Below are 22,508 nucleotides of genomic sequence, written 5' to 3'. Positions count from 1 at the left end.
TCGGCCACGCCTGAGACGAATACCGCGCCCGGTAGCCTACCGGTCACGGCGCAGTGCGCCTGCGGACGGACATCCGGAATATGACCAGCGATCCGCCTTCCCCGATCAGCCGGCGCAGTTCCGCTGGGGTGATGCGGGCCATGCGCAACATCGGGGGTGTTCCATCCGGACGTCGAGCGCCGCACTTACATGAGAATGATTTGCATTATTGGCTGAGCGCCTAGATAATCCGCCGCCTGAATTCGCGGGAGCGCTCATGTCCGGTCACACACGTCGTCACCTCCTTCTGCTGTCGATGATCGCGCCCACCGCGCTGGCTTCGGCCATTGCGCAAGCGCAGAGCGTCGATGACGCCAAGTCGCTGGACAGCGTGGTCGTGGTCGCCGAGCGCGCCACCACCGCGACCAAGACCGACACGCCGCTGATGGAAACACCGCAGGCAATCAGCGTGGTCACCTCCGCGCTGTTCACCGACCGCGGCGCCCGCAACCTGCAGGAGACGCTGCGCTACAGCGCCGGTGTCACCGCCGACGCCTGGGGCCTGGACACCCGCGCCGACGCCAGCACCGTCCGCGGCCTGGACCCGACGCAGTACGTCGACGGCATGCGCAAGCTCTTCAACTTCAGCCCGATGGCGCGTCCGGAGGTCTACGGCCTGGAGCGCGTGGAAGTGCTGCGCGGCCCGTCCTCGATGCTGTACGGCGCCGGTAGCACGGGCGGCATCATCAACGCCATCAGCAAGCGACCGAACTTCCAGGATGCTGGCGAGATCGGTCTGCAGCTTGGCAACTTCGACCGCAAGCAGCTGCAGGGCGACATCACCGGCCAGTTGGGCGATTCGGGCAACCTGGCCGGCCGCCTGGTCGGCGTGGTCCGCGATTCGGGCATGCAGACCGACGAGATCGACGACGACCGCATCTACATCGCACCGTCCATCACCTGGCGCGGCGAGCGCACCAACCTCACCGTGCTGGCCAGCTATCAGCACGACAAGACGGCGTCGAGCCAGCAGTTCCTGCCGGTCGTGGCCACGCTCAAGGCGCCGCCGGGCCGCAAGCTGGACCCGTCGACCTTCCTGGGTGACAAGGACTTCGACAAGCTCGACGCGCGCGTCGCCAGCGCCACGGTGCTGTTTGACCATGCCTTCAACGACGTGGTGACCTGGCGCTCGAACCTGCGCTACATCGACTCGAAGACCGAGTTCCGCGAAATCTTCCCGGATACCTACAGCAATCCGGAATACCCGTTCATCGATGCCGACGGCCGCGTGGTCAACCGCCTGACTTACGGCGTGAAGCCCGAGGATCGCATCCTGACCAGCGACAACTCGCTGCAGTTCGACTTCGCCACCGGTGCATTCCAGCACCTGTTGCTGGCCGGTGTGGACTACACCGATTTCCGCGAGGAGTCCTCGACGTTCTCGGGCGCGACCACGCCCATCGACATCTACAACCCGGTGTCGACCGGCGTGACCATCCCCGAGTACCTGCCGTTGCCGGACCAGCGCAGCACGCAGACCGGCGTGTACGTACAGGACCAGATCCGCTGGGCCGACCGCCTGTCGGTGGTGCTGGGCGCGCGCCGCGACCACGTGCGTACCGAAACGCAGGGCATTGCCGACCAGACCGACAACGCCACCACCTACCGCGTCGGCCTGATCGGTGACGTCGGCGCCAACGTCTCGCCGTACGTCACCTACACCGAATCGTTCGTGCCGGTGCTGGGCCAGGACCTCTTCGGCAATTCGTTCGATCCGATGCGCGGCCACCAGGTCGAGACCGGCGTGAAATGGCAGCCCACGCGCAACGCCATGTTCACCGCGGCGATCTACAAGATCACCGAGACCAACCGCCAGACCAATGACCCGGACAACGTGCTCAACGTGGTCCAGACCGGCGAGATCGAGTCCAAGGGCATCGAGCTGGAAGGCGCGTATGTCTTCGACAACGACTTCACTGTCACCGCCAGCTACAGCCACAACGAGGCGGAAGTGACGAAGAGCAACATCGCCTGGGAAGTGGACCGCCGCCTCAACGACACGCCGCAGGACCTGGCGTCCGTGTGGCTGGCCAAGGGCTTCCAGGTGGGTGACGACATGACGCTGCGCGCGGGCCTGGGCGGTCGCTACGTCGGCTCGACGGTGTCTGCCGGCGCCACCACGTCGATCCGTACGCCCAGCTACACGCTGGCCGACGCGCTGCTGGAACTGCAGATGCCGCAGTGGACCGTCGCACTGAACGTGACCAACCTGTTCGACAAGGAATACTTCGCGCCGTGCCGCTACTTCGGCGACTGCTTCACCGGCAACACGCGCACCGTCGTCGGCACCGTCACCTACCGCTTCTGAGGCCGCCATGCAGCGTGCAACACTGAAAGCCTGGTTCCTGGTCCACAAGTGGACCAGCCTGGTGTGCACGGTGTTCCTGCTGCTGCTTTGCTTGACCGGCTTGCCGCTGGTGTTCTGGGAAGAGATCAGCCACCTAACCGGGGCCGACCCGGAGGTGGCTCCGGCGGCTGCGGGCGCGCAACGCGCCAACGTCGACGAACTCGTCGCGCGCGCGCTGCAGCAATATCCCGGCGACGTTCCGCTGTTCTTCGGCTGGGACGACCATTCGCCCAGCGTCTACGTCAACACCGGTGCGCGGCCCGATACGCCGCCACCGGAGATGCACACGGCCGTGCTGCACGAATACACCGGCGAGCTGCTGCCGGTGGCGCCATTCAATGAAGGCGTGATGTATTTCATCTATCGCCTGCATACCGACGTGTTCGTCGGCCTGCCCGGCATGCTGTTCCTCGGTGCGATGGCGCTGCTGTTCGCGGTGGCCATCGTCTCTGGCCTGGTGCTGTACGCCCCGTTCATGCGCAAGCTGCCGTTCGGCACATGGCGCACCGGGCGCAGCCGGCGATTGGCATGGCTGGACCTGCACAACGTGCTAGGCATTGTCACGCTCGGGTGGGCGTTCGTGGTCGGCATCACCGGTGCGATCAACACGCTCGCACAGCCGTTGGAACAGGCCTGGCAGACCGAACAATTGGGCGATTTCGCCAAACAGTACGAAGGCCGTCCGCGCCCCACGCGCTTCACCTCGCTGGACGCCGCGATCGCGACCGCGCGGACAGCGGAGCCGGGCATGACGCCTGCGTTTGTCAGTTACCCCGGCACCGGCTACAGCGGTGACCACCACTACGGCGTCTTCATGCACGGCAACACGCCGCTGACCGAGCGCCTGTACCGGCCGGTGCTGATCGACGCCGAGACCGGCGAACTCACCGCGCGCCCGCAGCTGCCCGGCTACATGACCGCGCTGCTGTTGTCGCAGCCGCTGCACTTCGGCGACTACGGTGGCATGCCGCTGAAGATCCTGTGGGCGCTGCTGGACCTGTTGACGATCGCGGTGCTGGTCAGTGGCCTGTACCTGTGGGCCAAGCGCGGTAGCACCGAAGCGCGCGTGACCGAGATCGAACGCGCGGGCCTTGCGGCCAATGGCCAGGACGCGGCGACATGAGCGCGAACGGGGCGCGTCCGCGCAGTCCGTTCGTCGCACCCGCGTGGATCGGGCTGGCCAGTCTGGTCGGGCTGGTCAGCGCACTTGTCGGAGATGGCGTGTTCGACGCCGTGTCGTGGCTCGTATTCGCCGGACTGCTGTGGTTGTTCGCGCGTGCATGGTGGCGCCGTGACCGCAGCGGCAACGGGCGCCGCAGCTAGCCGACCGCAAACCGGGAGCGCGTGCGTCCCAGCCGCACACCGTCGGGCCCGAAGCTCTGCTCGACGAACGTGATGTGCTGCTCTTCGACCAGCACCACGCTGCTGCAGCGCGTGCCGTAACGCGTGCCGAGCACGAACGCCGACGACAGGTGGCGTTCCAGTTCCAGGCCGACGCCGGTGTCGGGCAGGGCGGCGTCGGGGGCCGGCGTGGTGTCGGCCAATGCGCCGAACAACGACGCGAGGGCCGCATCATCGGCTGGGCTGCCACCGGCAGGCACGGCCGCCAGCCAGGCGCTCAGTGCCGCCACGGCGTGGCCACTCTTCGGCCAGGGCGCATCGAAGGCGCCGTTCGACATCGCGTGCAGCCCGGGGGCTACTTCGTGCTGCACGAAGCCCGGGTAGTTGCTGGCAAAGCCGAGTTGCTCGCCATCCCAGGCCAGCAGGTTGAATCGCCCGTACTGCGCCGCGTCGGGGCCGAGCACCGACAGAAAGCCGTTGTTGTCGTTGCTGCCGCTCACGAAGTCGTGCACCAGCGCCCCACGCGAACGCGGCATGGCCCCTTCGGGCACACCGGCCCGCACGTTTGTCACCGCGGCGAGCCGCCCGCGCGTCGAGGCCATCAGCCAACCGCCACCGGCGCGCAGGTCGCGTCCGCCGTACAGGGCCGGCGCATCCGGGTCGAAGCCCGCCGCGGCCGCGGGCCGGTCGTGCGCCTCGTCACGATTGGCGATCAGGGCCAGGCGGTAGCGCGGGTGGGCGCGCCAGGCCACTGCGATCAAGCACATCGGGGCAATTGCCGCGGGAAGGGAAGGGCCATGCCGATGAGCCTCGTTGGATGAAGGGTAGGGAAAGTCCTACAGCGGCTTGCGATCTTGGCTGACAGCCTCGCATTCATAAACCCGGCACGCTATTGCCATAGTCAGGAACCGGAGTGCTGGCGTGGTCCGGTTGCATCGTACCGGCACGCCTGCGCCACCAGCCACGAGGTGCCAGCCAATGTATCGCGTCGAAGTGTCGCGTCAGGACGGTGGTCTGCTTGCCCAACAGATCGCGGAGGCCGCGTTGGATTACGGCAGCGCCGAGGCGGCACTGGCGGCGGTATTACCACATGCCAAACGCCATGCCGAAGCGCTGCGGCAGGCGCTGTGGTTGCGGATTTACGATGAGCGCTCGCGCGTCGTGTTCGGTACGCTGCTACCGTGACGCTGCCCGGTTCGTAGCGCTGAGAGCCATCCCATCGATTCCGGCTGGAGTCCATCATGGGCAAGAAGGAGTTCGAGGCATCGCTCGCCGAAGGCGGCGCCCATCACCGCCTGGCACAGATGGCGGGTGAGTGGGCGGGCACGTTCCGCCTGTGGTTCCAGCCCGATCAGCTCGCCTGCGAGTCGCCGCAGCGCGGCAGCATTCGCAGCATCCTCGGCGGACGCTTCCTGTTGCACGAGTACCAGACCCGCTTTGGTGACGACCTGATCGACGGCGTCGCCCTCTACGGCGTGCACCTGGACGACGACGCCTTCGAATCGGCCTGGGTCGAGAGCTTCGGCACCGGCACCAGCATCATGTTCTCCGCTGGCTCTGCCGGTGCTGAGCATTTCAACGTACTGGGCAGCTACGGCGACGGCCAAGGCGGCCCGCGCTGGGACTGGCGCACCGAGATCGAACAACCCGACGCCGACCACCTGGTCATCACCATGACCAACATCACGCCGCAGGGCGAAGCGGCCAAGGCGGTGGAGGTGCGGTATGCACGGGTGCACGCTTGACCTGCTGAAAATACCGCCGCGCGGCGCAGCCGATGTCATGCACCGGTTGGCGTGATGACCACCGAGGGCGCGGATCGCCTTGTTGGTCGATGTTCGGGGTGCCGGGCGCGTTCATGGCAGCAAGCCAAGCGCGTCGTGCCTGATGCTCCCGTGATCGATCCTGAAAAAGACGAAGGGCCAAGCTTTCGCTTGGCCCTTCGTCTCAATCTGGTGCCGGAGGTGGGACTCGAACCCACACGCTTTTAAGGGCGGCGGATTTTGAGTCCGCTGCGTCTACCGATTCCGCCACTCCGGCGCGGTCGCGCAGTATAGCCGAGTGGGCGGCCGCGCTGTAGACCTTACAGGCCGCCGTGGCGGGCCATCGCGGCGGCGAAGACGAAGATCGCGGCGATCAGGATCAGCTCGAAGCGGACGATGCCGCGCAGCTTGGCGACTTCGGTGGCGTCGGGGAGATGGGCCGGGTTGGCGGCCAGGGCCTTGCGCCAGCGCAGGAAGCGCACGGTTGGCAGGATCGACAGCAGGCCAACCAGCACGAAGGCGCCGAGCTTGGCGTGGAACCAGGGGTTGTGCAGGTAGAAGTCGTAACCTTTCACGCCGAACACCACGCGCGCGATGCCGGCCACGATCAGCGCCATCGCGCACAGGCCGTAGCCAAGGTCGACGCCGGCCAGGCGCTGCAGGGTGATGCGGTCGACGGTGCCGCGCAGCAGCACTGATTCGGCGACCAGCATTGCGATCAGGGCATACACCAGCAGGTGGTGCACGCTGGCCAGCAGGAAGTCGGTCATCATCGGCATGGGTTCCGGGTGGAAAGCCGCAACCCTAAACCGTTGCCGATGACGGGACCAGGTGCCAGAGGTCAGAAGTTGCGGTCGTGACTCAGGCCGCCTGGTCGGTCTGCAAGGCCTTGGCGACGCGGGCGAACCACTCGCCCTCGTGCGGCACGAACATCGAGCAGGCCTCCATCGGCGCCTTGTAGATGTGCAGCGACACCGCGACGGCGTCGTTACTGGCATTGCGGATGGTGTGGTACTCGTGCGGCGGGATCAGGCTGCCGGCACTGCCGGGACCAGCGTGCATGCCGCCGGCGGCACGAAAGCGGAAGTGGTCGCCGTTGCGCTCGAGCAGCTCGTACTGGGTGATCTCCAACTCGCCGTCCCAGACGCCTTCGACGCACCACAGCCCGCAGTGGTCATGCACCGGCGTGCCCTGGCCTGGGCCCCAGGTCATCGCGACCACGCTGTAGCCGAGTCCAGGGCTGCGGTAGAGCTCGCGCCGCGCGTAGTGGTCGTCGATCGGGTCGTGCACGCACTGCGGCAGTTGCACCTCGCGGTCGCGGATCATGCCGCACAGCGTGGTGCGCAGGGCCGCGGTGACCGCGTGCTCGTCACCGGCGTTGACCGCGGCGTCGATGGCGGCGACCAGCTTGTCGTGGCCGGGGAAATCCAGGTCGGGCAGCGCGTCGTGGGTGTTCATGCGGTGGATTCTAACCCGCCGCACCAAGGGCGGATCCTGACCAGGATAAAACAGCGGGCCAGGCGATACGGAGCCAGGATTACAGCCCGGCCAGGAAAGCGGCCACGGCCGGTCCAAAGCGGCCGATGTCGACCAGGAAGGCGTCGTGTCCCTGCGGCGAGGGCAGCGGCAGGAACTGCGCATCGGCGCCGCTGGCGCGCAGGCCGTCGGCGATCTCCTCCTGCTGCTGTGGCGGGAACAGGATGTCGGTGTGCACGCCGATCGCCAGGGCCTTGTCGACGCGGATGCTGGCCAGGCCGGCGCGGGTATTGCCTTCGCTGTCGCCGGACCGCGCGGTGCAGTAGTCGCCGATATCGAACCAGTCCATCGAACGGCTCAGGTACAGATAGCAGTTGGGGTCGAAGCGGCGCACGAAGCGGCGCGCATGGCCTTCCAGGTAGCTTTCGACCTCGAACTCGAGGCCGAACGGGTCCTCGTCGTCGCGGCGGTCGGACTCCAGCCGCACGCGGCCGAAGCGGCCGTCCCATTCCAGCGCCGAGCGGTAGGTGATGACGCCAAGCTTGCGCGCCATGCGCATGCCGGACTCGGGGTAGCGCTCGTCGTCGTAGCGGCCGTGGTTCCAGTCAGGGTCGAGCCGGATCGCCTCGCGCTGCAGTGAACGGATCGCGATCGAGAACGGCAGTGCACGCGCGGCGCCGGAAATGTTGATGTGCGTGCGCGCCAGCCCCGGGTGCCGGGCCAGCAGCGCAAGGGCCGTCATCCCGCCCATCGAGTTGCCGATCATGCAGGCGAGCTGGGCGATGCCGAGCCCGCGCACGACGTGGGCGGCGGCATCGGCGCCGTCCTCGACCGACAGGTCGGGGAAGTCGAGCCGGTACAGCGCGCCGGTGTCGGGATTGAGCGAGGCCGGCCCGGTCGAGCCCTTGCAGCTGCCCAGCGAGTTCACGCAGATCACGAACCAGCGGTCGCTGTCGATCGGCTTGCCGGGACCGAGCATCGGCTCCCACCAGCCCGGTTCCGGGTTGCCGTGGTTGCTGGCGGCATGCGCGTCGGGCGAGAGGCCGGTGACGATCAGGATCGCGTTGTCGCGTGCGGCGTTGAGTGTGCCCCAGGTCTCGAAGGCGACACGTGCACCGTGCAGGGCACCGCCACGCTTCATCGGGAACGGCGAGGGCAGATCGAAGAAGCGGGTGCCGGGGGGGATGAATTCGGTCATGGGTAAAGCTTAACGGCGGCGCGCGGGTGGAGCACTCCGTTGTCGAAGGCATGTCCATGATCCTCAGGCATGAGGAGCAAGCGTGTGTGCATGGGAGAGGCATGCGACCCACGTTTGTGTGCCCTTCGACTTCGGCGCTGCGCGTCTACGTTCAGGGCGGACGGGGAACGGGGAAGGGAAGCTTTGATCTTGATCTTTCCGGTCGTGGGGCTGATTTGTCGAGGAAGCCCTTCTCTTTGGTTACTTTCTCTTGGGCTTAGCAAGAGAAAGTGACCCGGCCGCGCAGCGGGCGGAAGCCCTTAAAGCTGAAGCCCTTAAAGCTGAAGCCCTTAAAGCTGAAGCCCTTAAAGCTGAAGCCCTTAAAGCTGAAGCCCTTAAAGCTGAAGCCCTTAAAGCTAAGGCAAGAGCCAAAGTCCCTGGATCCCCGCCTTCGCGGGGATGACATTGGTAGGAATCGGCGAAGCAGCGTCAGCCGCCGCTCATGGCCGGACCCGATCAATCACCAGTTCGATCACGCCCGAATCCTTGCCGGCCGGCTTCGCCACCGTTTCCAAATCCCCCGCCTGCGGCATCGCATTGCCGCTGGCGGACACGCGTGCCAGCACTTCGACGCGGTCGAGCTGCGACAGCTTCATCGTCGGCATCGGGCTGTCGCCGTCGTCGAGCGTGACCTCGAGCGGGAAACCTCGGGCCGGCAGTTTCTCGACGGCGACCGGCATCGGTGGGCCGTCGGGCTGGCGGGCGATCACGAACAGGCTGGCGTTGGCCGGCAGTTGGGCGGCCAACGCCGGCGCCAGCGACACCTTGACCTTGATGCCGGCGGTGGCCGTCGTGCTCGCCGACGATGCGCTCGGTGCCGCCGGAGGCAGCGGCGGCAGGCCGGCTTCTCTGCGTGCCGAATTGATCTGCTCGCGCAGGCTGGTGGCGGTCTTGCCGTTCACCACGGCCAGCAACGGTTCCCAGGTCTTGGCGGCTTCGGCCGGTTGCTGGGCCTGGCGCTGGGCAATGCCGAGGAACCAGCGTGCGCGCTGGTGCAGGGGCTGTTGCTGCAGGGCATGGCGCAGCATCGCCACCGCCTCGCTGTCGAACTGGCGAGCGTCGGCGGCCAGTGCGCGGGTCTCGGCGGCCTCGGCCAGCAGGTCGGGGTCATCGGGGGTCAGCTTGATCGCTTTGGCCAAGGCGTCGCGCGCCTCGCCCGTGCGGCCTTCGGCGAGGTAGGCGCGGCCGAGCAGGCGCCAGCCTTCGACCTGGTTGGGGTCGCGCTTCAGCTCGGCCTCGAGCTGGCTGATCGCGTCGTCCAGGGTTTGCGGTGCCTGGCGCTGGGCCGGATCAAGCGCATTGGGCGTGCCGACCACCAGGTACAACAGCCCGGTGGCGAGAACAAGGCCAGCGACCGCGCCAAAACCGGCCAGCGGCCGCGTGCGCCACAGCGGGCGCAGCACGTAGGCGAGCACGAGCAGGGCCAGCGCTGCGCTGGCGATCACGAACCCGGTCATCACCACTCCTGCTCTTCGTTCTTGTCGTCGGCCGGCGTCAAAGCACGGGCGGCGCGCTTGCGCACCGCGCCGGCAACGACGAAACCACCGGCCAGCAGCACCAGCGCCGGGCCGAACCACAGCAGCCAGGTCTTGGATTCGACCTGGGGGCGGTACAGCACGAACTCGCCGTAGCGGGCGACCAGGAAATCCTTGATCTCGCGATTGCTCTTGCGCTGGCGCATCAGCTCCAGCACCTCGTGGCGCAGGTCGACGGCGATCTGGGCATTGGAATCGGCCAGTGACTGGTTCTGGCACATCACGCAGCGCAGCTCGCTGACCAGTGCGTGGAAGCGCTGCTCTTCGGCCGGCGTCTGGAACTGCAACGGGGCCGGGTCAGTGGCGACCTGGGCGAAGGCGGCGAGCGACCAGGAAGACAGCAGTATTGCGGCGGCGAGGAGCAGTGCGAACCCAAGGAGTCCGTCATTCCCGCGCAGGTGGGAAGCCATCGTCTTTCGTCCGCGCGAAGGGCAACGTTCATGAATCCCCGCCTGGGCGGGAATGACGGGAGTGAGCACGTTGTCGCCCATCAGGCTCATCGCGCTTGCTCGATCTGCGCCAGCTTCGGCAGCAGGTCCTTCTCGATCACCGCGTCGGTCAACGGACCGACGTATTTCCAGCGGATGATCCCGTCGGCATCGACCAGGAAAGTCTCGGGCGCGCCGTAGATGCCCCAGTCGATGGCGACCTTGCCTTCGTAGTCGGCCAGCACCAGCCAGTACGGGTTGCCGAACTGCTCGAGCCAGCGCAGTGCGTCGGCGTGCTCGTCCTTCCAGTTGAAGCCGATCACGCGCAGACGCTTGGTTTCGGCGAAGCGGGTCAGCACCGGGTGCTCGTCGCGGCAGGCCGGGCACCAGCTGCCCCAGACGTTGAGCAGGTAGGGTGCACCGCGCAGTTCGTTGGAAGACACCAGCCGGCCGGATTCGTGCAGCGCCGGCAGCTGGAACGCGGGCGCCGGCTTGCCGATCAGCGGCGAGGGCAAGGCTTCGCGGTTGGGATTGCGGCTGAGCATCACCCCGGCGAACAGCAGCACGCCCAGCACGACGACGACGATCAACGGCACCCAGCGCATCGACGAGTTGCGGGCGGACGGCGAGGGGTCGCTCATCGGACGGGCTCCGGAGTCGGGGATGGGACAGGCGTGGAGTTGGTGCGTCGGAAACGTTTGTCCGTCGCCGCGACCAGGCCGCCCAGCATCATCAGCAGCGCGCCGGCCCAGATCCAGCGCACGAACGGCTTGATGTGCACGCGCAACGCCCAGGAGCTGCCGCCGAGCGGCTCGCCCAGCGCGACATAGAGATCGCGGGTGACGCCACGCTCGATCGCCGCCTCGGTCATGACCTGGCCGCCGCTGACGTAGGTGCGTTTTTCCGGGTGCATCACGGTCAGTGGTTGGTCGTTTGCATACACCGTGACGGTGCCGCGGTCGGCCTCGTAATTGGGGCCCTGCGAATGGACGACACCGTCAAAGCGGAACGCGTAGCGGCCGAGCTCGACGGTCTGGCCGGGCACGACGGCAAGTTCGCGCTGCTGGCTGAGGCCTTCGACCAGCAGGGCACCGACCAGGAACACGGCGATGCCGAAGTGGGCCAGGGTCATGCCGAGCATCTCGGCGGTGAAGCGTTGTCCGCTGTTCTGGCTGCGTAGGCGCGTGACGATGAAGCGCAGCGTGCCCAGCAGCACCCAGGCCGCGCCGAACACGCCGGCAGCGACTTTCCACGCGCCCTGCGGGGCGAGGAAGAATGCGGCGACGGCAGCGGCAAAGGCGAGCCCGGCCCACGGCAGCAGCATCGCCAGCGGTCTGGAGACCTGCTCGCGTTGCCAGCGCGTGACCGGGCCGAACGGCAGCAGCGCCACCAGCGGTGCCATCAGCAGCGCGAACATCAACGCGAAGTAGGGCGGGCCGACCGAGATCTTGCCCAGCTCCAGCGCGTCGGCCAGCAGCGGGTACAGCGTGCCGAGCAGGACCATCGCGCAGGCGGTCGACAGCAGCAGGTTGTTGGCCAGCAGCAGGGTCTCGCGCGAGTTGGCCTCGAATGGCTTGCCGGCGTCCTCGCTGGACGGGGCGCGCAATGCGTACAGCAGCAGTGAACCGCCGATGACGATGCCGAGGAAGATCAGGATGAACAGTCCGCGCGTGGGATCGGCGGCAAACGCGTGCACGCTGGTCAGCACGCCCGAACGCACCAGGAAGGTGCCCAGCAGCGACAGCGAGAACGTGGCGATCGCCAACAGCAAGGTCCAGCCTCGGAAGCTGCCGCGCTTTTCGGTGACAGCCTGCGAGTGCAGCAGCGCCGCGCCGGCCAGCCACGGCATGAAGCTGGCGTTCTCGACCGGATCCCAGAACCACCAGCCGCCCCAGCCCAACTCGTAGTACGCCCACCACGAACCCAGCGCGATGCCCAATGTCAAAAAGGCCCAGGCGACGTTGGTCCACGGCCGCGTCCAGCGCAGCCAGCGCGCGTCGATCTTGCCGTCGAGCAGGGCGGCGATCGCGAACGCGAACGGCACCGCGAAACCCACGTAGCCGATGTACAGCATCGGCGGGTGGATGATCATGCCCGGGTCCTGCAGCAGCGGGTTGAGATCGCGGCCTTCGGCCACCGCCGGCAGCAGGCGCCCGAACGGGTTGCTGGTGAAGATCAGGAAGGCGAGGAAGCCGATGCTGACCACGCCCATCACGCCGAGCACGCGCGCGATCACCTCGTCCGGCAGCGCACGCGAGAAGCGCGCCACCGCCGCGGTCCACAGCGCCAGGATCAGCGCCCACAGCAGCAGCGAGCCTTCGTGCGCACCCCACACGGCGGTGTAGCGGTACATCAGCGGCAGCAACGAATTGCTGTTTTCGGCGACGTAGCGCAGCGAGAAGTCCTGGGCGACAAAGCCGTAGGTGAGGATCGCGAACGCGACGGCGATCAGCGCCAGTTGCGCATAGGCCGCCGGGCGCGCCACCGCCATCCACGGTTTGACGCCACGTTGCGCGCCGACCAACGGCAGCGCCGCCTGCAGCAGCGACACCAGCAGTGCCAGCAGCAGCGCGATTTGACCGAGTTCGGGCAGCACTTAGGGCGTGCCCTGCGTGGCCGGCGCCGCGGCCGGGACATCGTGCTTCTTGTGTGCCATGCCCATCTTGTCGGCGACTTCCTTGGGCATGTAGCTCTCGTCGTGCTTGGCGAGGATTTCCTCGGCGACAAAGCGGTCGCCCTGCATGCGGCCGGTGGCGACCACCGCCTGCTTCTCGCGGAACAGGTCGGGCAGGATGCCGGTGTAGACCACGGACATCTGCGCGTCGCCGTCGCTGACCTTGAACTGCACTTCGAGCGAACCGGGTGCGCGCTGGAACGAGTTCTCCGCGACCATGCCGCCGAGGCGGAAGCGCGCGTGCCCACCGGCTTCGCCACGCAGCACTTCGCTGGGCGTGTACAGGTAGGCGATGTTGCGTTGCAGGGCCATCGCCACCAGTGCGGCGGCGATGCCGGCGGCAATGACCAGCGCGATTACCCACAGCAGGCGGCGGCGACGTACAGGATTCATCGGGACATACTCATCAAGGCGCGACTCATCGAGTCAGTTCGTTTGCAGCGTCTTTGCCGACATGCTTGCCGGGGCGTGCGGCCTCGCGGGCGGCACGCAGGCGGGCACCGCGCAGTTCACGGCGGATCTGCAACTGGGTGCTGACGAAATCCCAGCCGAGCACGATCGCGAATACCGCGTAGGCGGCGATCACGTAGTTCAGGTAGTTCATGACCGCTTCCCCCGGGCCAGTTCGCCCACCCAGGCCTTGCCGCTCTCGCGACGCAGATTGTCGGCGCGCGCACGTGCAAGTAGTGCGCCGATGAACCACAGCTTGGTGCCGACGATCATCCATACCAGCGGCGGGATCATGCTCGCGTCCATGCTCGACTCGCCGAGCAGGCGGATGGTCTGGCCCTGGTGCAGCGAGTTCCACCACACCACCGAGTAACGGATCACCGGCAGCAGCACCACGCCGACGATGGCCAGCAGGCCGGCGGCGCGCGCGGCGGCGCGGCGGTCGTCGATGGCGTGGTACAGGCCGATCACGCCCAGGTACAGGAACAGCAGGATCAACTCGGTGGTCAGGCGCGGGTCCCAGTCCCACCAGGTGCCCCACATCGGCTTGCCCCAGATCGAGCCGGTGGCCAGGGTGATCAGGGTGAAGGCGGCGCCGATCGGCGCGCAGGCCATCGCCAGGATCTCGCACAGCTTGATCCGCCAGATCAGGGTGATCGCGGCATAGACCGCCATCAGGCCGAACACGGCCATGCTCATCCAGGCACTGGGCACGTGGATATAGAGGATGCGGAAGCTGTCGCCCTGCTGGTAGTCGGCCGGCACCTGGAACAGCGCGCCGTACAGGCCCCAGGCCATCACCAGCAGGCCCAGGCCGTAGCCCCACGGCGCCCAGCGCGCGGCGAAGCGGTCGAAGTAGGGCGGCGAACCGAGTTTGTGGAACCAGCGCAGGATCGGGTTCATCGTTTCTCAGCCTGCTCCCGGGCGGTCGAGCCCGGACCGGCGGCAGGATTGTCGCGGACGCAGCGCGCCGCAGCTTTGATCGGATTCAATGATCGGACTCAATTGGACAGGCCTCATCGGCAGCGGCTTCAGCTCAATGCGATGCGGATCGCGGCCGCGGCCGCCAATGGCGCCAGCACCAGTGCCACGACCAGCCCCGCGCCGAGCAGCAACAAGGCGCCGATCGGGTCCAGTCCCTGGGCGGCGGCGGCGACACTGCCGGCACCAAACACCAGCACGGGCACATACAACGGCAGCGCCAACAAGGCCACGAGTATACCGGAGCGCCGCATCCCGACCGTCAGCGCCGCGACCACGGCGCCGAGCAGGCTCAGCAGCGGCGTGCCCAGCGCCAGCGAGGCCAGCAGCACCGGCAACTGCGCCCGCGGCAGGTGCAGCAGCTCGCCGAGGAACGGGGTTGCGACCAGCAGCGGCAGCGCGCTGGTCGCCCAGTGCATGAAGGTGCGCACCGCGACCAGCCAGGCCAGCGGCACCGGTGCCAGCATCCACTGCTCCAGCGAGCCGTCCTCGGCATCGCCACGGAACAGGGTGTCGAGCGCGAGCAGGCCGGCAAGCAGCACTGCCAGCCACAGCACCGCCCCGGCGACCGGGGCCAGGGCATCCTTTTCGCCGCCTAGCGCCAGTGCGAACAGCATCACCACCAGCAAGGCGAACAAGGCCGGCTGCAGCGCGTCGCCGCGGCGGCGCCAGTGCAGGCGCAGGTCGCGCGCGAGCAGGGCCTTGGCCGCGCCGATCAGGCCGGGCATCGCGGCGCCGTTCATGCGGCCTGCTCCAGCGCCGGCTTGCGCAGCTCCAGCATGCGGGTGCGCACCGGCGGCGCGGCGTAAGCGCCGTGGGTGGTGACCAGGGCGGCGCCGCCTTCGCGCAGGTGCGCGTGGACCATGCGGTTGACCAGCTCGATGCCGTCGAGGTCGAGGTTTGCGTAAGGCTCGTCGAGCAACCACAGCGGCGCCGGCGACAGCCACAGCCGCGCCAGCGACAGGCGTTTCTTCTGGCCGGCCGAGAGCTGGCGGGCGAGCGTGTCCTCGTAGCCGGCCAGGCCGACGATGGCCAGGGCATTTTCCGGCAGCTGGGCCCGGCGGCGGCCCTGCAGGCCACACAGGAAGTCGAGGTTTTCCAGCGCGCTGAGATCGGCCTTCAGCCCCGGCAGGTGGCCGAGGTAGGCGATCGCGCGGGCGCGGCGGGCGGCGCGGGCGCGTTCGCCGTCGATGTCGATCTCGCCGACGTCGGCGCGCAGCAGCCCGGCCAGCACCCGTAGCAGGGTGGTCTTGCCGGCGCCGTTGTCGCCCTGCACCAGCAGCGCCTCGCCGGCATCGACCGAGAAATCGAGCGGCCCGAACACGGGCTCGTCGTTGCGCGCGAAACACAGGCCGCGGGCGGCGAGCAGCGGCGGGGCAGGTCGGTCGAGTGGCGTCATTCGGTCGGGCGGCAGCGGCCGAGGCGGCCGCGAAGCCGCCATGTTATGCGAGTCACCCGCAAAAGCCCCGTGCCGTTCGCGGCGGCTTACCCGCTGCTCCAGTCGGTGTAGGCGCCGGCCGCGTCGGTGGCCGGCGGCCGGGGCATCAGCATGCGCAGCCGCACCGGCTCGCCGCGTTGCCACGCCAGCACCGCGGCCTGGCCAAATTCGCGCGCGAGCCGCTCGGCCGCGGTGTCCTCGATGTCGGCCAGCAGCCAGCCGTGTTCGCGCCAGTCGCCGGCCGGGTCCTCGGCCCAGGCGGGGTGACGCGCAAAGCGGGCCTCGTCGAGCTGGGTGACGAGCAGGCGGTCGGCGGCCTGGTTGGCGCTTTCCGAACGCGGCTCCGAGGCGGGGTTCCAGGCGGTGATGAACAGGTAGCGCGTGGCCGGCCAGTACGCTTCCAGGTCGGCGGCCGGCTGGCCGACGCGCAGGGGCAGCGGCTCACCGTCCAGCAGCACCGCGTATTCGGCGGCGGCGTAGGCGATGGCCAGCTCGGCGGCATTGACGACCTGCAACTCGCGCATGCTGGCAGTGTCCGGCCCCGGCGGCGTCAACGCAATCCCGACAGGCCGTGCCGTTGGTTCGGGGCCGGACGGACCGGATAGGGCGGAGGGGATGACCGATCGTCATGACGCGGTGCCGTGCTCCTCCGTAAACTCCCGGGTTTCCACCTGGCTGCCACGCTCGCAATGACCCCGGAAACCAAACTGCCGAAGGTCGGCACCACCATCTTCACCGTGATGTCGCAGCTGGCCGTCGAGCACGGCGCGGTCAACCTCGGCCAGGGTTTTCCCGATTTCGACGTGCCCGCGCGCCTGATCGAGGCGCTCGGCCGTGCCATGCGCGAGGGCAAGAACCAGTACGCGCCGATGACCGGCATCCCGGCGCTGCGCCAGGCGATCGCCGCCAAGACGCAGCGCTGCTACGGCTATCGCCCCGACGCCGACGCCGAGATCACCGTGACCTCCGGCGCCAGCGAGGCGATCTTCGACGCGGTGCTGGCGGTGGTGTGTCCGGGCGACGAGGTGATCGTGCTCGACCCGTGCTACGACTGCTACGAGCCGGCGATCGACCTGGCCGGCGGCCGCACCGTGCACGTGCCGCTCGACCCGCAGACCTTCGCGCCGGACTGGGCCCTGATCCGCGCCGCGGTCACGCCCCGCACGCGGTTGCTGATGATCAACTCGCCGCACAACCCGTCCGGCGCGATGTTCACGGCCGATGACATCGCCCAGCTGACCGCACTGCTGCGCGATACCGGCATCTATCTGTTGTCGGACGAGGTGTACGAGCACATCGTCTTCGACGGCCGCGTCCACGAGTCGGTATTGCGGTATCCGCAACTACGCGAGCGCGCCTTCGTGGTGTCGAGCTTCGGCAAGACCTACCACTGCACCGGCTGGAAGCTGGGTTACTGCATCGCTCCGCCGGCGTTGTCGGTCGAGCTGCGCAAGGTCCACCAGTACAACACCTTCTGCACCTTCGCCCCGGCGCAGTGGGCGTTTGCCGAGATGATCGAGGCCGAGCCCGCGCACTACGAGCAGCTCGGCGCGTTCTACCAGGGCAAGCGCAACCGCTTCCGCGAGCAGCTGCTGACGACCAGGCTCAAGCCATTGCCGGTGCCGGGCGGCTATTTCCAGCTGGTCGACTATTCGGCGGTGAGCGATCTTGACGATGCCGCGTTCTGTCGCTGGCTGACCGTCGAGAAGGGCGTGGCCGCGATCCCGCTATCGCCGTTCTACGAGACGCCGCCGCAGGGGCAGCGCCTGGCGCGGTTGTGTTTTGCCAAGAACGCGGCGACGCTGGACGCGGCAATCGAACGCCTGCAGAAGTTGTGATCCTCGCACCGTAGGATCGGCTTCAGCCGCGACCGTTCCAACCAGGTCACGATGAGGCCGTCCTTTCGACCCGCACCGCCCTGCAGAAACAACCGCAATAAGTTCGCGGCTGAAGCCGCTCCTACAAAGGCAGATACCGGACTTTGATATGGACAATCTGCGCGTCTCCCTGATCCAAGGCGACACCCGCTGGCACGACCCGGCCGGCAACCGCGAGTACTACGGCCGCCTCATCGCGCCGCTGCACGGCACCACCGACCTGGTGATCCTGCCGGAGACCTTCACCAGCGGTTTCAGCAACGAAGCGATCGGCGACGCCGAAACCATGGACGGGCCGACCGTGACCTGGATCCGCGAGCAGGCGGTCAAGCTCGGCGCCGCGGTGACCGGCAGCGTGCAATTGCGCACCCAGAAGGGCGTGTTCAACCGGCTGCTGTTCGCCCAGCCCGACGGCACGCTGCACAGCTACGACAAGCGCCACCTGTTCCGTTACGCCAGGGAACACGAGCGCTATGCCGCCGGCCGCGAACGCCTGACCGTGGAATGGAAGGGCTGGCGGATCTGCCCACTGGTCTGCTACGACCTGCGCTTCCCGGTGTTCTCGCGCAACCGCTTTGATGTCGAGCGTCCGCAGCAGCTCGACTACGACCTCGCGCTGTACGTGGCCAACTGGCCCTCGGCCCGCAACTACCCGTGGAAGACGCTGCTGCGTGCGCGCGCGATCGAGAACCTGTGCTACGTGGCTGCGGTCAACCGCGTCGGCACCGACGGCAACGGCCTGCATTACGCCGGCGACAGCGCGGTGATCGATTTTCTTGGCCATCCGGTCAGCGAATGCACCGACGAGGAAGTCGTCGTCACCACCACCTTGCAATCGGCCGAACTGGCCGCGCACCGCGCGCGCTTCCCGGCGATGCTCGACGGCGATGCGTTCGAGTTGAAAGAGCAGATCGCGGATAAAGCCGGCTGAAATGCGTGCCTGCCAGCATGAACAGCAGCGATACGGCTAACGCAACATCGCTTGTTCAGCCAACGCGAAGTTAACGTTGGCTGTGACATCGATATGGCTCCTTTCACAGGCTGACTCGCAGCCGTTGTCCCCCGCGCGCCCCGCGCACAACAATTCAAATCACATCCATTCGGCGCCAGCGGCTTCCCCCGGCCCTGCGTCCGTTACCGCGCGTGCGTTGCGCGCGGTCGTTTGAAGGAGACATGCCATCGTTATCCCAACCCTCCGCAATGCGGGACTGGCCGTTGCCCTGAGTGCCGTCACCCTGGCCGGCTGCAGCAGTTACATCAAACGCGACGAGTTCGACAGCACCATCGCCGATCTGCGCGCCACCGATCAGCGGCTGCAGTCGCAGATCGACACGCTCTCGCAGAAGCACGATGCCCTGGTCACGCAGCTGGCTGGCCGCGTGCGTGTGGAAACCGGCGCGCATTTCGCCACCGGCGACGCCACCCTGAGCGAGGAAGACAAGCCGCTGCTCGACGACTTTGCCAAGGCCGTCAGCAGCAATCGCTCCGATGCCTTGATCACGGTCGAAGGCTTCGCCGACCCGTCCGGCTCGACCGCCAACAACCGTCGACTGGGTCTGCACCGTGCCGAGGCCGTGCGCGACTACCTGGTCAGCAGCGGTGGTCTCGCCGCCAACCAGGTGCGCGCGGTGAGCTACGGCGAAGACAAGAACCGCCTGGTGCGCGCGGGCGCGACCGGTGATGCCGGGCACGACAATCGCCGTGTTTCGCTGGTGGTCGATTACGCAGGCGTTTCTGCCGCCCCGGCGACAGCGTCGATGTGATCAGCCGCCGCTGATGGGCTGCAACAGGGGCGGCCCGTGTCGCCCCTGCATGCAGCGGCGTTGCTTGCAGTGCATGAATGTGCCGACACGCGGCCGCACCCGCTGCGGCCAGCGCGATTACACTGGACCCGCCGTGCAGTCCCGCACGGCCGATCGACACGGACGCCGGCGCGCAGCGCCCGCCAATCCCGGACATTCACCGCGCCGGCTCCATCGCAGAGGAGCCAGGTCATGTCGCTACCCAGACTCGAACAGTTCCTGCAGTCCAACCAGGTCGCCTTCAACACGATGACGCACCCGCATGCGTTCACCGCCCAGGCCACCGCGGCCAGCGCCAACATCAGCGGCAAGGAAATGGCCAAGACCGTGATGGTCAAGCTCGATGGCAAGCTGGCGATGGCGGTGGTGCCGGCCAATGAATGGCTGGATCTGGCGCATCTGCGCGAGATCACCGGCGCACGCGATGTCGCACTGGCCAGCGAGTCCGAATTCAAGGACCGCTTCCCGGAATGCGAGGTCGGCGCGATGCCGCCGTTCGGCAACCTGTACGGCATGGACGTGTACGCCGCCGACAGCCTGGCCGCGGACGAGCAGATCGCCTTCAACGCCGGCAGCCACCGCGAATTGATGCGGATGGGCTGGCGCGATTTTGAGCGTCTGGTGCATCCGTGCGTCGGTGACCTGACGCGGCATTGAATGCGGCGCGCCTCCGACCCGGGCGGGCTGAGGGTCTGCCCGCGTCCGCGGGGAGCTTTAATCCGTAGCGATTTCATGGCTATGCTGCGGACATGAATAGCCCATCCGCGCTACGCCAGAACCTGCAGCCGTTGTGGAACCGGATTCCGTCAGGGCTGCGGCCATGGCTGAAGCGGGTCGCGCTCGCGCTGCTGATCGTCTATGCCGCTTACCTGCTGCTGGGCAACGTGTTTCTCAACACGCCGCTCGGGCCGTGGGCGGCCAATCGCAAGCCGGACAAATTCCAGATCGAGTGGGGGCCGGGCGTGACCTGGTGGCCCGGCCGCGTCGCGGTCTGGGACGTGAAGATGAAAGGCCACGCCGGCCGCACGTTGTGGGCGGTGCAGGCGGCCAAGGCCAGCGGCCGCGTCGCGATCCTGCCGTTGCTGCGCAAGACGGTGCGGGTACCGGAAGTGTGGGTGAGCGAGGTCGCCGGCGAGGTCGACATGACCGGCGCGCGCAAGCCGCCGCCGCCGGTCCGGCCGGGTGGCTGGGTGCTGCAGTTCGACCGCATCGCCACCGACAGCATCCGCCACGGCCGTTTCGCCGGGTTGACCCTGGAGGGTACCGGCAGCGCGCAGGTCGGTTTCTACAAGCAGTTGCGCGGCGGTGCGCTCGAGCTGATGCCCTCGAAGGCGCATTTCGACAAGGCCCGTCTGAGCCTTGATGGCGACGAGCTGTTGCGCGATGCCGGCATCGATGCACGCTTCACGATCGCCCGGCATACGCGCGCGCAGGCCTCCGGCATCCGCAAGCTGCTGATGACCGATGCGCAGCTCACGCTCGATGGCAGCACGGCGGCGCTGCAGGTCAATGTCGACCCAAACGGCAAGATCGCCCTCAAGACCGTGCCCGGGCAGGGCAGCGCGCACGCGCAGCTGACGTTCGCACGCGGGGTACTCAAGCCCGGCAGCCAGTTGCGCTGGCACATGCCGGTGACCGGCACCGACAGCACCGGAAGCGCACGCGCAGATTCGCTCGACGTCAATCTCGACGTCGGCCAGGACGTGGTGTTGAAGGCCAAGGTGCCGCCGCAGCAGGGCGGCATGCTCGCACTCGATGCCGACCTGCGCGTTCGCGGCAACGAGGTGCCGCTGCACGACTTCAAGACCCTGCTGCCACGCACCTCGGGGCATGTGGTCGGCAAGTGGCAGTTCGCCTCGCTGCGCTGGCTGGGCAACTTCTTCACCAATGCGCCGTGGCTGTCCCTGGACGGGGCCGGCAGTGTCGATGCCGATGTGCAGGTGCGCGACGGCAAGATCGCCGCCGGCAGCCGCGTCGGTGTACCGGAAGTGACCGCGATCGCCGACGTGATGGGCAACCGCATCCAGGGCCAGGCGCGCGCCGATGGCCGTCTCGATGCCGGGCCGAACGGCGAACTGCTGCCCAAGCTCGATCTGGTGATGGAGCGTTTCAACATCGCCGCCGATACCGCGCGCAGCCGGCCTTATGTCGAAGGGCAGAACCTGCGGCTGAGCCTGGAAACCCTCAGTGGCTTCGCCCAGGGCAAGCTCCGCCAGCCCGGTGCCCTCAAGCAGGCGCGCCAGTCGCTGCGGGCGCATCTGACCTTCAACGATGCGCACGTCCCCGACCTGCGTGTCTACAACCACTACCTGCCCAAGACGCATCTGCGTTTCGACGGCGGCTCCGGTCTGCTCAGTGGCGATCTCACCCTCGACGGCGCCGGCGACATCGGTCACGGCTGGCTGCGCGTCAACGGCCGGGCCACGCAGTTGCATGCGGCGGGGATGGCCCTGCGCGGCGACATCGACGTCAACACGCAACTGCGTCGCGCCAATCTCGACGGCCACAATTTCAACATCGACGGCAGCAGCGTCGATCTCAAGAACGTCAGCTTCACCGAGGCCGGTGGCGAGTCGCGCAGCGGCTGGTGGGCACGGATCAACCTTGATCGCGCGCGCATGGACTGGGACAAGCCGATGAGCGTCAACGGCAGCGCCCACATCAGCATGAAGGATGTCGGCTTTTTGCTGTCGCTGTTCTCGCGCCAGCGCGAATACCCGAAGTGGATCTACAAGCTGGTCGATGCCGGCCAGGCCCAGGTCAGTGGCAACGTGCAATGGCAGGGCGACACGCTGGTACTCGACCGCATGGAGGCCAAGAACCAGCGCTACGACCTGAAGGCGCGGCTGAAGCTGCACGGCCAGAGCCGTGTCGGCAGCCTGTACGCGCACTGGGGCGTGCTGAGCTGTGCTGTGCAGGTGAACAACGGCCAGCGCGATTTCCATCTGGTTCACGCCCAGCAGTGGTACGACGCGCAGCCGAACCTGCTGCGCTAGGCGCGCAGACGTTGAAGACGGCCGCGCGTGGCGATGACTCGAGTCTTTCGAGGGGTTTGCCCGCACTGCCGTTTCCTTAACGGGCCTGGGTGTTAACTGCTGCTGTCGGCGGTCCGCTTTGCCG

The 22,508-nt window shown here is 67.6% G+C and carries 25 protein-coding genes and 1 tRNA gene; 10 read left to right on the top strand and 16 right to left on the bottom strand.

The features are described from left to right. The first annotated feature begins 256 nt into the window (after nt 1-256). The 3 genes from ACFOLC_RS01550 to ACFOLC_RS01540 are packed head-to-tail and all read left to right on the top strand — an operon-like array spanning nt 257 to nt 3,709. Complete coding sequence (locus tag ACFOLC_RS01550; protein ID WP_386756962.1) at nt 257-2,347, top strand: TonB-dependent siderophore receptor; 2,091 nt, start codon at nt 257-259, stop codon at nt 2,345-2,347. 7 nt (nt 2,348-2,354) lie between these two features. Then, complete coding sequence (locus tag ACFOLC_RS01545) at nt 2,355-3,509, top strand: PepSY-associated TM helix domain-containing protein (protein ID WP_386756961.1); 1,155 nt, start codon at nt 2,355-2,357, stop codon at nt 3,507-3,509. After that, nucleotides 3,506-3,709: a hypothetical protein gene (locus ACFOLC_RS01540; protein WP_386756959.1), complete on the top strand. Its 204-nt coding sequence runs from the start codon at nt 3,506-3,508 to the stop codon at nt 3,707-3,709. Before ACFOLC_RS01545 ends, ACFOLC_RS01540 begins: the two co-directional genes overlap by 4 nt. Here ACFOLC_RS01540 and ACFOLC_RS01535 read toward each other — a convergent pair. Then, entirely contained in the window at nt 3,706-4,494 is a 789-nt protein-coding gene (locus tag ACFOLC_RS01535; RefSeq protein ID WP_386756958.1) for an NRDE family protein, read from the bottom strand. The two genes, ACFOLC_RS01540 and ACFOLC_RS01535, sit on opposite strands and share 4 nt — an antisense overlap. A gap of 211 nt (nt 4,495-4,705) precedes the next feature. Between ACFOLC_RS01535 and ACFOLC_RS01530 the strand changes: the two genes are divergently transcribed. Next, complete coding sequence (locus ACFOLC_RS01530; RefSeq protein WP_386756957.1) at nt 4,706-4,912, top strand: hypothetical protein; 207 nt, start codon at nt 4,706-4,708, stop codon at nt 4,910-4,912. A gap of 56 nt (nt 4,913-4,968) precedes the next feature. After that, the gene (locus ACFOLC_RS01525) at nt 4,969-5,472 is read left to right on the top strand and encodes a DUF1579 domain-containing protein (protein ID WP_386756956.1); all 504 of its coding nucleotides are present in this window, start codon (nt 4,969-4,971) and stop codon (nt 5,470-5,472) included. 208 nt (nt 5,473-5,680) lie between these two features. On the opposite strand, the gene ACFOLC_RS01520 is transcribed toward ACFOLC_RS01525, so the two are convergent. The 14 genes from ACFOLC_RS01520 to ACFOLC_RS01455 form a co-directional block, all read right to left on the bottom strand. Then, a tRNA-Leu gene (locus ACFOLC_RS01520) sits at nt 5,681-5,767 on the bottom strand. 43 nt (nt 5,768-5,810) lie between these two features. Beyond that, nucleotides 5,811-6,269 (bottom strand): DUF2214 family protein, encoded by a 459-nt coding sequence (locus tag ACFOLC_RS01515; protein ID WP_386756955.1) that lies wholly within the window; start codon nt 6,267-6,269, stop codon nt 5,811-5,813. Between the two features lie 82 nt (nt 6,270-6,351). Continuing rightward, on the bottom strand, nt 6,352-6,948 hold the full coding sequence (locus tag ACFOLC_RS01510) for a cysteine dioxygenase family protein (protein ID WP_386756954.1): 597 nt from the start codon (nt 6,946-6,948) through the stop codon (nt 6,352-6,354). A 79-nt stretch (nt 6,949-7,027) separates the two neighbouring features. Beyond that, nucleotides 7,028-8,164, bottom strand: a complete 1,137-nt coding sequence (gene metX, locus ACFOLC_RS01505) for a homoserine O-acetyltransferase MetX (RefSeq protein WP_386756952.1) — start codon at nt 8,162-8,164, stop codon at nt 7,028-7,030. Nucleotides 8,165-8,643: 479 nt separating this feature from the next. Then, entirely contained in the window at nt 8,644-9,660 is a 1,017-nt protein-coding gene (locus ACFOLC_RS01500; protein ID WP_449284284.1) for a tetratricopeptide repeat protein, read from the bottom strand. Beyond that, the gene (locus ACFOLC_RS01495) at nt 9,660-10,148 is read right to left on the bottom strand and encodes a cytochrome c-type biogenesis protein (RefSeq protein ID WP_386756949.1); all 489 of its coding nucleotides are present in this window, start codon (nt 10,146-10,148) and stop codon (nt 9,660-9,662) included. Before ACFOLC_RS01495 ends, ACFOLC_RS01500 begins: the two co-directional genes overlap by 1 nt. 86 nt (nt 10,149-10,234) lie before the next feature. Continuing rightward, complete coding sequence (locus ACFOLC_RS01490) at nt 10,235-10,807, bottom strand: DsbE family thiol:disulfide interchange protein (protein ID WP_386756948.1); 573 nt, start codon at nt 10,805-10,807, stop codon at nt 10,235-10,237. Beyond that, the gene (locus ACFOLC_RS01485) at nt 10,804-12,762 is read right to left on the bottom strand and encodes a heme lyase CcmF/NrfE family subunit (RefSeq protein ID WP_386756947.1); all 1,959 of its coding nucleotides are present in this window, start codon (nt 12,760-12,762) and stop codon (nt 10,804-10,806) included. Before ACFOLC_RS01485 ends, ACFOLC_RS01490 begins: the two co-directional genes overlap by 4 nt. Continuing rightward, nucleotides 12,763-13,233, bottom strand: coding sequence for a cytochrome c maturation protein CcmE (ccmE, locus tag ACFOLC_RS01480; protein WP_386756946.1), 471 nt, complete (start codon nt 13,231-13,233; stop codon nt 12,763-12,765). It lies immediately after the preceding gene. A gap of 25 nt (nt 13,234-13,258) precedes the next feature. Next, nucleotides 13,259-13,444 (bottom strand): heme exporter protein CcmD, encoded by a 186-nt coding sequence (locus ACFOLC_RS01475; RefSeq protein WP_386756945.1) that lies wholly within the window; start codon nt 13,442-13,444, stop codon nt 13,259-13,261. Next, nucleotides 13,441-14,193: a heme ABC transporter permease CcmC gene (ccmC, locus tag ACFOLC_RS01470; RefSeq protein WP_386756944.1), complete on the bottom strand. Its 753-nt coding sequence runs from the start codon at nt 14,191-14,193 to the stop codon at nt 13,441-13,443. The genes ACFOLC_RS01475 and ccmC overlap by 4 nt, the downstream gene beginning before the upstream one ends. A gap of 128 nt (nt 14,194-14,321) precedes the next feature. Further along, the gene (gene ccmB, locus ACFOLC_RS01465) at nt 14,322-15,014 is read right to left on the bottom strand and encodes a heme exporter protein CcmB (protein WP_386756943.1); all 693 of its coding nucleotides are present in this window, start codon (nt 15,012-15,014) and stop codon (nt 14,322-14,324) included. Then, nucleotides 15,011-15,670, bottom strand: a complete 660-nt coding sequence (gene ccmA / locus ACFOLC_RS01460; protein ID WP_386756941.1) for a heme ABC exporter ATP-binding protein CcmA — start codon at nt 15,668-15,670, stop codon at nt 15,011-15,013. The genes ccmB and ccmA overlap by 4 nt, the downstream gene beginning before the upstream one ends. 86 nt (nt 15,671-15,756) lie before the next feature. After that, nucleotides 15,757-16,233 carry a DUF3293 domain-containing protein gene (locus tag ACFOLC_RS01455; RefSeq protein WP_386756940.1) on the bottom strand — a complete coding sequence of 159 codons (477 nt, stop codon included), beginning with the start codon at nt 16,231-16,233 and terminating at the stop codon, nt 15,757-15,759. Nucleotides 16,234-16,398: 165 nt separating this feature from the next. Between ACFOLC_RS01455 and ACFOLC_RS01450 the strand changes: the two genes are divergently transcribed. Then, complete coding sequence (locus tag ACFOLC_RS01450; RefSeq protein WP_386756939.1) at nt 16,399-17,547, top strand: pyridoxal phosphate-dependent aminotransferase; 1,149 nt, start codon at nt 16,399-16,401, stop codon at nt 17,545-17,547. 148 nt (nt 17,548-17,695) lie between these two features. Then, nucleotides 17,696-18,517 carry an amidohydrolase gene (locus ACFOLC_RS01445; protein WP_386756938.1) on the top strand — a complete coding sequence of 274 codons (822 nt, stop codon included), beginning with the start codon at nt 17,696-17,698 and terminating at the stop codon, nt 18,515-18,517. Nucleotides 18,518-18,671: 154 nt separating this feature from the next. Here the strand turns inward: ACFOLC_RS01445 and ACFOLC_RS01440 are convergent, their stop codons facing one another. Beyond that, complete coding sequence (locus ACFOLC_RS01440) at nt 18,672-18,989, bottom strand: hypothetical protein (protein WP_386756936.1); 318 nt, start codon at nt 18,987-18,989, stop codon at nt 18,672-18,674. Here ACFOLC_RS01440 and ACFOLC_RS01435 point away from each other — a divergent pair. The 3 genes from ACFOLC_RS01435 (at nt 18,966) to ACFOLC_RS01425 (ending at nt 22,384) form a co-directional block, all read left to right on the top strand. After that, nucleotides 18,966-19,349 carry an OmpA family protein gene (locus ACFOLC_RS01435; protein ID WP_386756934.1) on the top strand — a complete coding sequence of 128 codons (384 nt, stop codon included), beginning with the start codon at nt 18,966-18,968 and terminating at the stop codon, nt 19,347-19,349. The two genes, ACFOLC_RS01440 and ACFOLC_RS01435, sit on opposite strands and share 24 nt — an antisense overlap. 231 nt (nt 19,350-19,580) lie before the next feature. Further along, nucleotides 19,581-20,045 carry an aminoacyl-tRNA deacylase gene (locus ACFOLC_RS01430; protein ID WP_386756933.1) on the top strand — a complete coding sequence of 155 codons (465 nt, stop codon included), beginning with the start codon at nt 19,581-19,583 and terminating at the stop codon, nt 20,043-20,045. A 92-nt stretch (nt 20,046-20,137) separates the two neighbouring features. After that, on the top strand, nt 20,138-22,384 hold the full coding sequence (locus ACFOLC_RS01425; RefSeq protein ID WP_386756932.1) for a hypothetical protein: 2,247 nt from the start codon (nt 20,138-20,140) through the stop codon (nt 22,382-22,384). Nucleotides 22,385-22,508: the final 124 nt, after the last annotated feature.

The sequence above is a fragment of the Lysobacter cavernae genome, assembly GCF_042648505.1.
GTDB lineage: Bacteria > Pseudomonadota > Gammaproteobacteria > Xanthomonadales > Xanthomonadaceae > Lysobacter_L > Lysobacter_L cavernae.
The sequence above is the reverse complement of the archived record's forward strand: the minus strand, read 5'-3'. Positions and strand labels throughout refer to the sequence as shown.

Excerpts from the sequence above, each read along its gene's own strand:
- ACFOLC_RS01550 (WP_386756962.1), top strand. The coding sequence starts at position 257 with ATGTCCGGTCACACACGTCGTCACCTCCTTCTGCTGTCGATGATCGCG.
- ACFOLC_RS01545 (WP_386756961.1), top strand. The coding sequence starts at position 2,355 with ATGCAGCGTGCAACACTGAAAGCCTGGTTCCTGGTCCACAAGTGGACC.
- ACFOLC_RS01540 (WP_386756959.1), top strand. The coding sequence starts at position 3,506 with ATGAGCGCGAACGGGGCGCGTCCGCGCAGTCCGTTCGTCGCACCCGCG.
- ACFOLC_RS01535 (WP_386756958.1), bottom strand. The coding sequence starts at position 4,494 with ATGTGCTTGATCGCAGTGGCCTGGCGCGCCCACCCGCGCTACCGCCTG.
- ACFOLC_RS01530 (WP_386756957.1), top strand. The coding sequence starts at position 4,706 with ATGTATCGCGTCGAAGTGTCGCGTCAGGACGGTGGTCTGCTTGCCCAA.
- ACFOLC_RS01525 (WP_386756956.1), top strand. The coding sequence starts at position 4,969 with ATGGGCAAGAAGGAGTTCGAGGCATCGCTCGCCGAAGGCGGCGCCCAT.
- ACFOLC_RS01515 (WP_386756955.1), bottom strand. The coding sequence starts at position 6,269 with ATGCCGATGATGACCGACTTCCTGCTGGCCAGCGTGCACCACCTGCTG.
- ACFOLC_RS01510 (WP_386756954.1), bottom strand. The coding sequence starts at position 6,948 with ATGAACACCCACGACGCGCTGCCCGACCTGGATTTCCCCGGCCACGAC.
- metX (WP_386756952.1), bottom strand. The coding sequence starts at position 8,164 with ATGACCGAATTCATCCCCCCCGGCACCCGCTTCTTCGATCTGCCCTCG.
- ACFOLC_RS01500 (WP_449284284.1), bottom strand. The coding sequence starts at position 9,660 with ATGACCGGGTTCGTGATCGCCAGCGCAGCGCTGGCCCTGCTCGTGCTC.
- ACFOLC_RS01495 (WP_386756949.1), bottom strand. The coding sequence starts at position 10,148 with ATGGCTTCCCACCTGCGCGGGAATGACGGACTCCTTGGGTTCGCACTG.
- ACFOLC_RS01490 (WP_386756948.1), bottom strand. The coding sequence starts at position 10,807 with ATGAGCGACCCCTCGCCGTCCGCCCGCAACTCGTCGATGCGCTGGGTG.
- ccmE (WP_386756946.1), bottom strand. The coding sequence starts at position 13,233 with ATGAATCCTGTACGTCGCCGCCGCCTGCTGTGGGTAATCGCGCTGGTC.
- ACFOLC_RS01475 (WP_386756945.1), bottom strand. The coding sequence starts at position 13,444 with ATGAACTACCTGAACTACGTGATCGCCGCCTACGCGGTATTCGCGATC.
- ccmC (WP_386756944.1), bottom strand. The coding sequence starts at position 14,193 with ATGAACCCGATCCTGCGCTGGTTCCACAAACTCGGTTCGCCGCCCTAC.
- ccmB (WP_386756943.1), bottom strand. The coding sequence starts at position 15,014 with ATGAACGGCGCCGCGATGCCCGGCCTGATCGGCGCGGCCAAGGCCCTG.
- ccmA (WP_386756941.1), bottom strand. The coding sequence starts at position 15,670 with ATGACGCCACTCGACCGACCTGCCCCGCCGCTGCTCGCCGCCCGCGGC.
- ACFOLC_RS01455 (WP_386756940.1), bottom strand. The coding sequence starts at position 16,233 with ATGCGCGAGTTGCAGGTCGTCAATGCCGCCGAGCTGGCCATCGCCTAC.
- ACFOLC_RS01450 (WP_386756939.1), top strand. The coding sequence starts at position 16,399 with ATGACCCCGGAAACCAAACTGCCGAAGGTCGGCACCACCATCTTCACC.
- ACFOLC_RS01445 (WP_386756938.1), top strand. The coding sequence starts at position 17,696 with ATGGACAATCTGCGCGTCTCCCTGATCCAAGGCGACACCCGCTGGCAC.
- ACFOLC_RS01440 (WP_386756936.1), bottom strand. The coding sequence starts at position 18,989 with ATGCGCGCCGGTTTCCACACGCACGCGGCCAGCCAGCTGCGTGACCAG.
- ACFOLC_RS01430 (WP_386756933.1), top strand. The coding sequence starts at position 19,581 with ATGTCGCTACCCAGACTCGAACAGTTCCTGCAGTCCAACCAGGTCGCC.
- ACFOLC_RS01425 (WP_386756932.1), top strand. The coding sequence starts at position 20,138 with ATGAATAGCCCATCCGCGCTACGCCAGAACCTGCAGCCGTTGTGGAAC.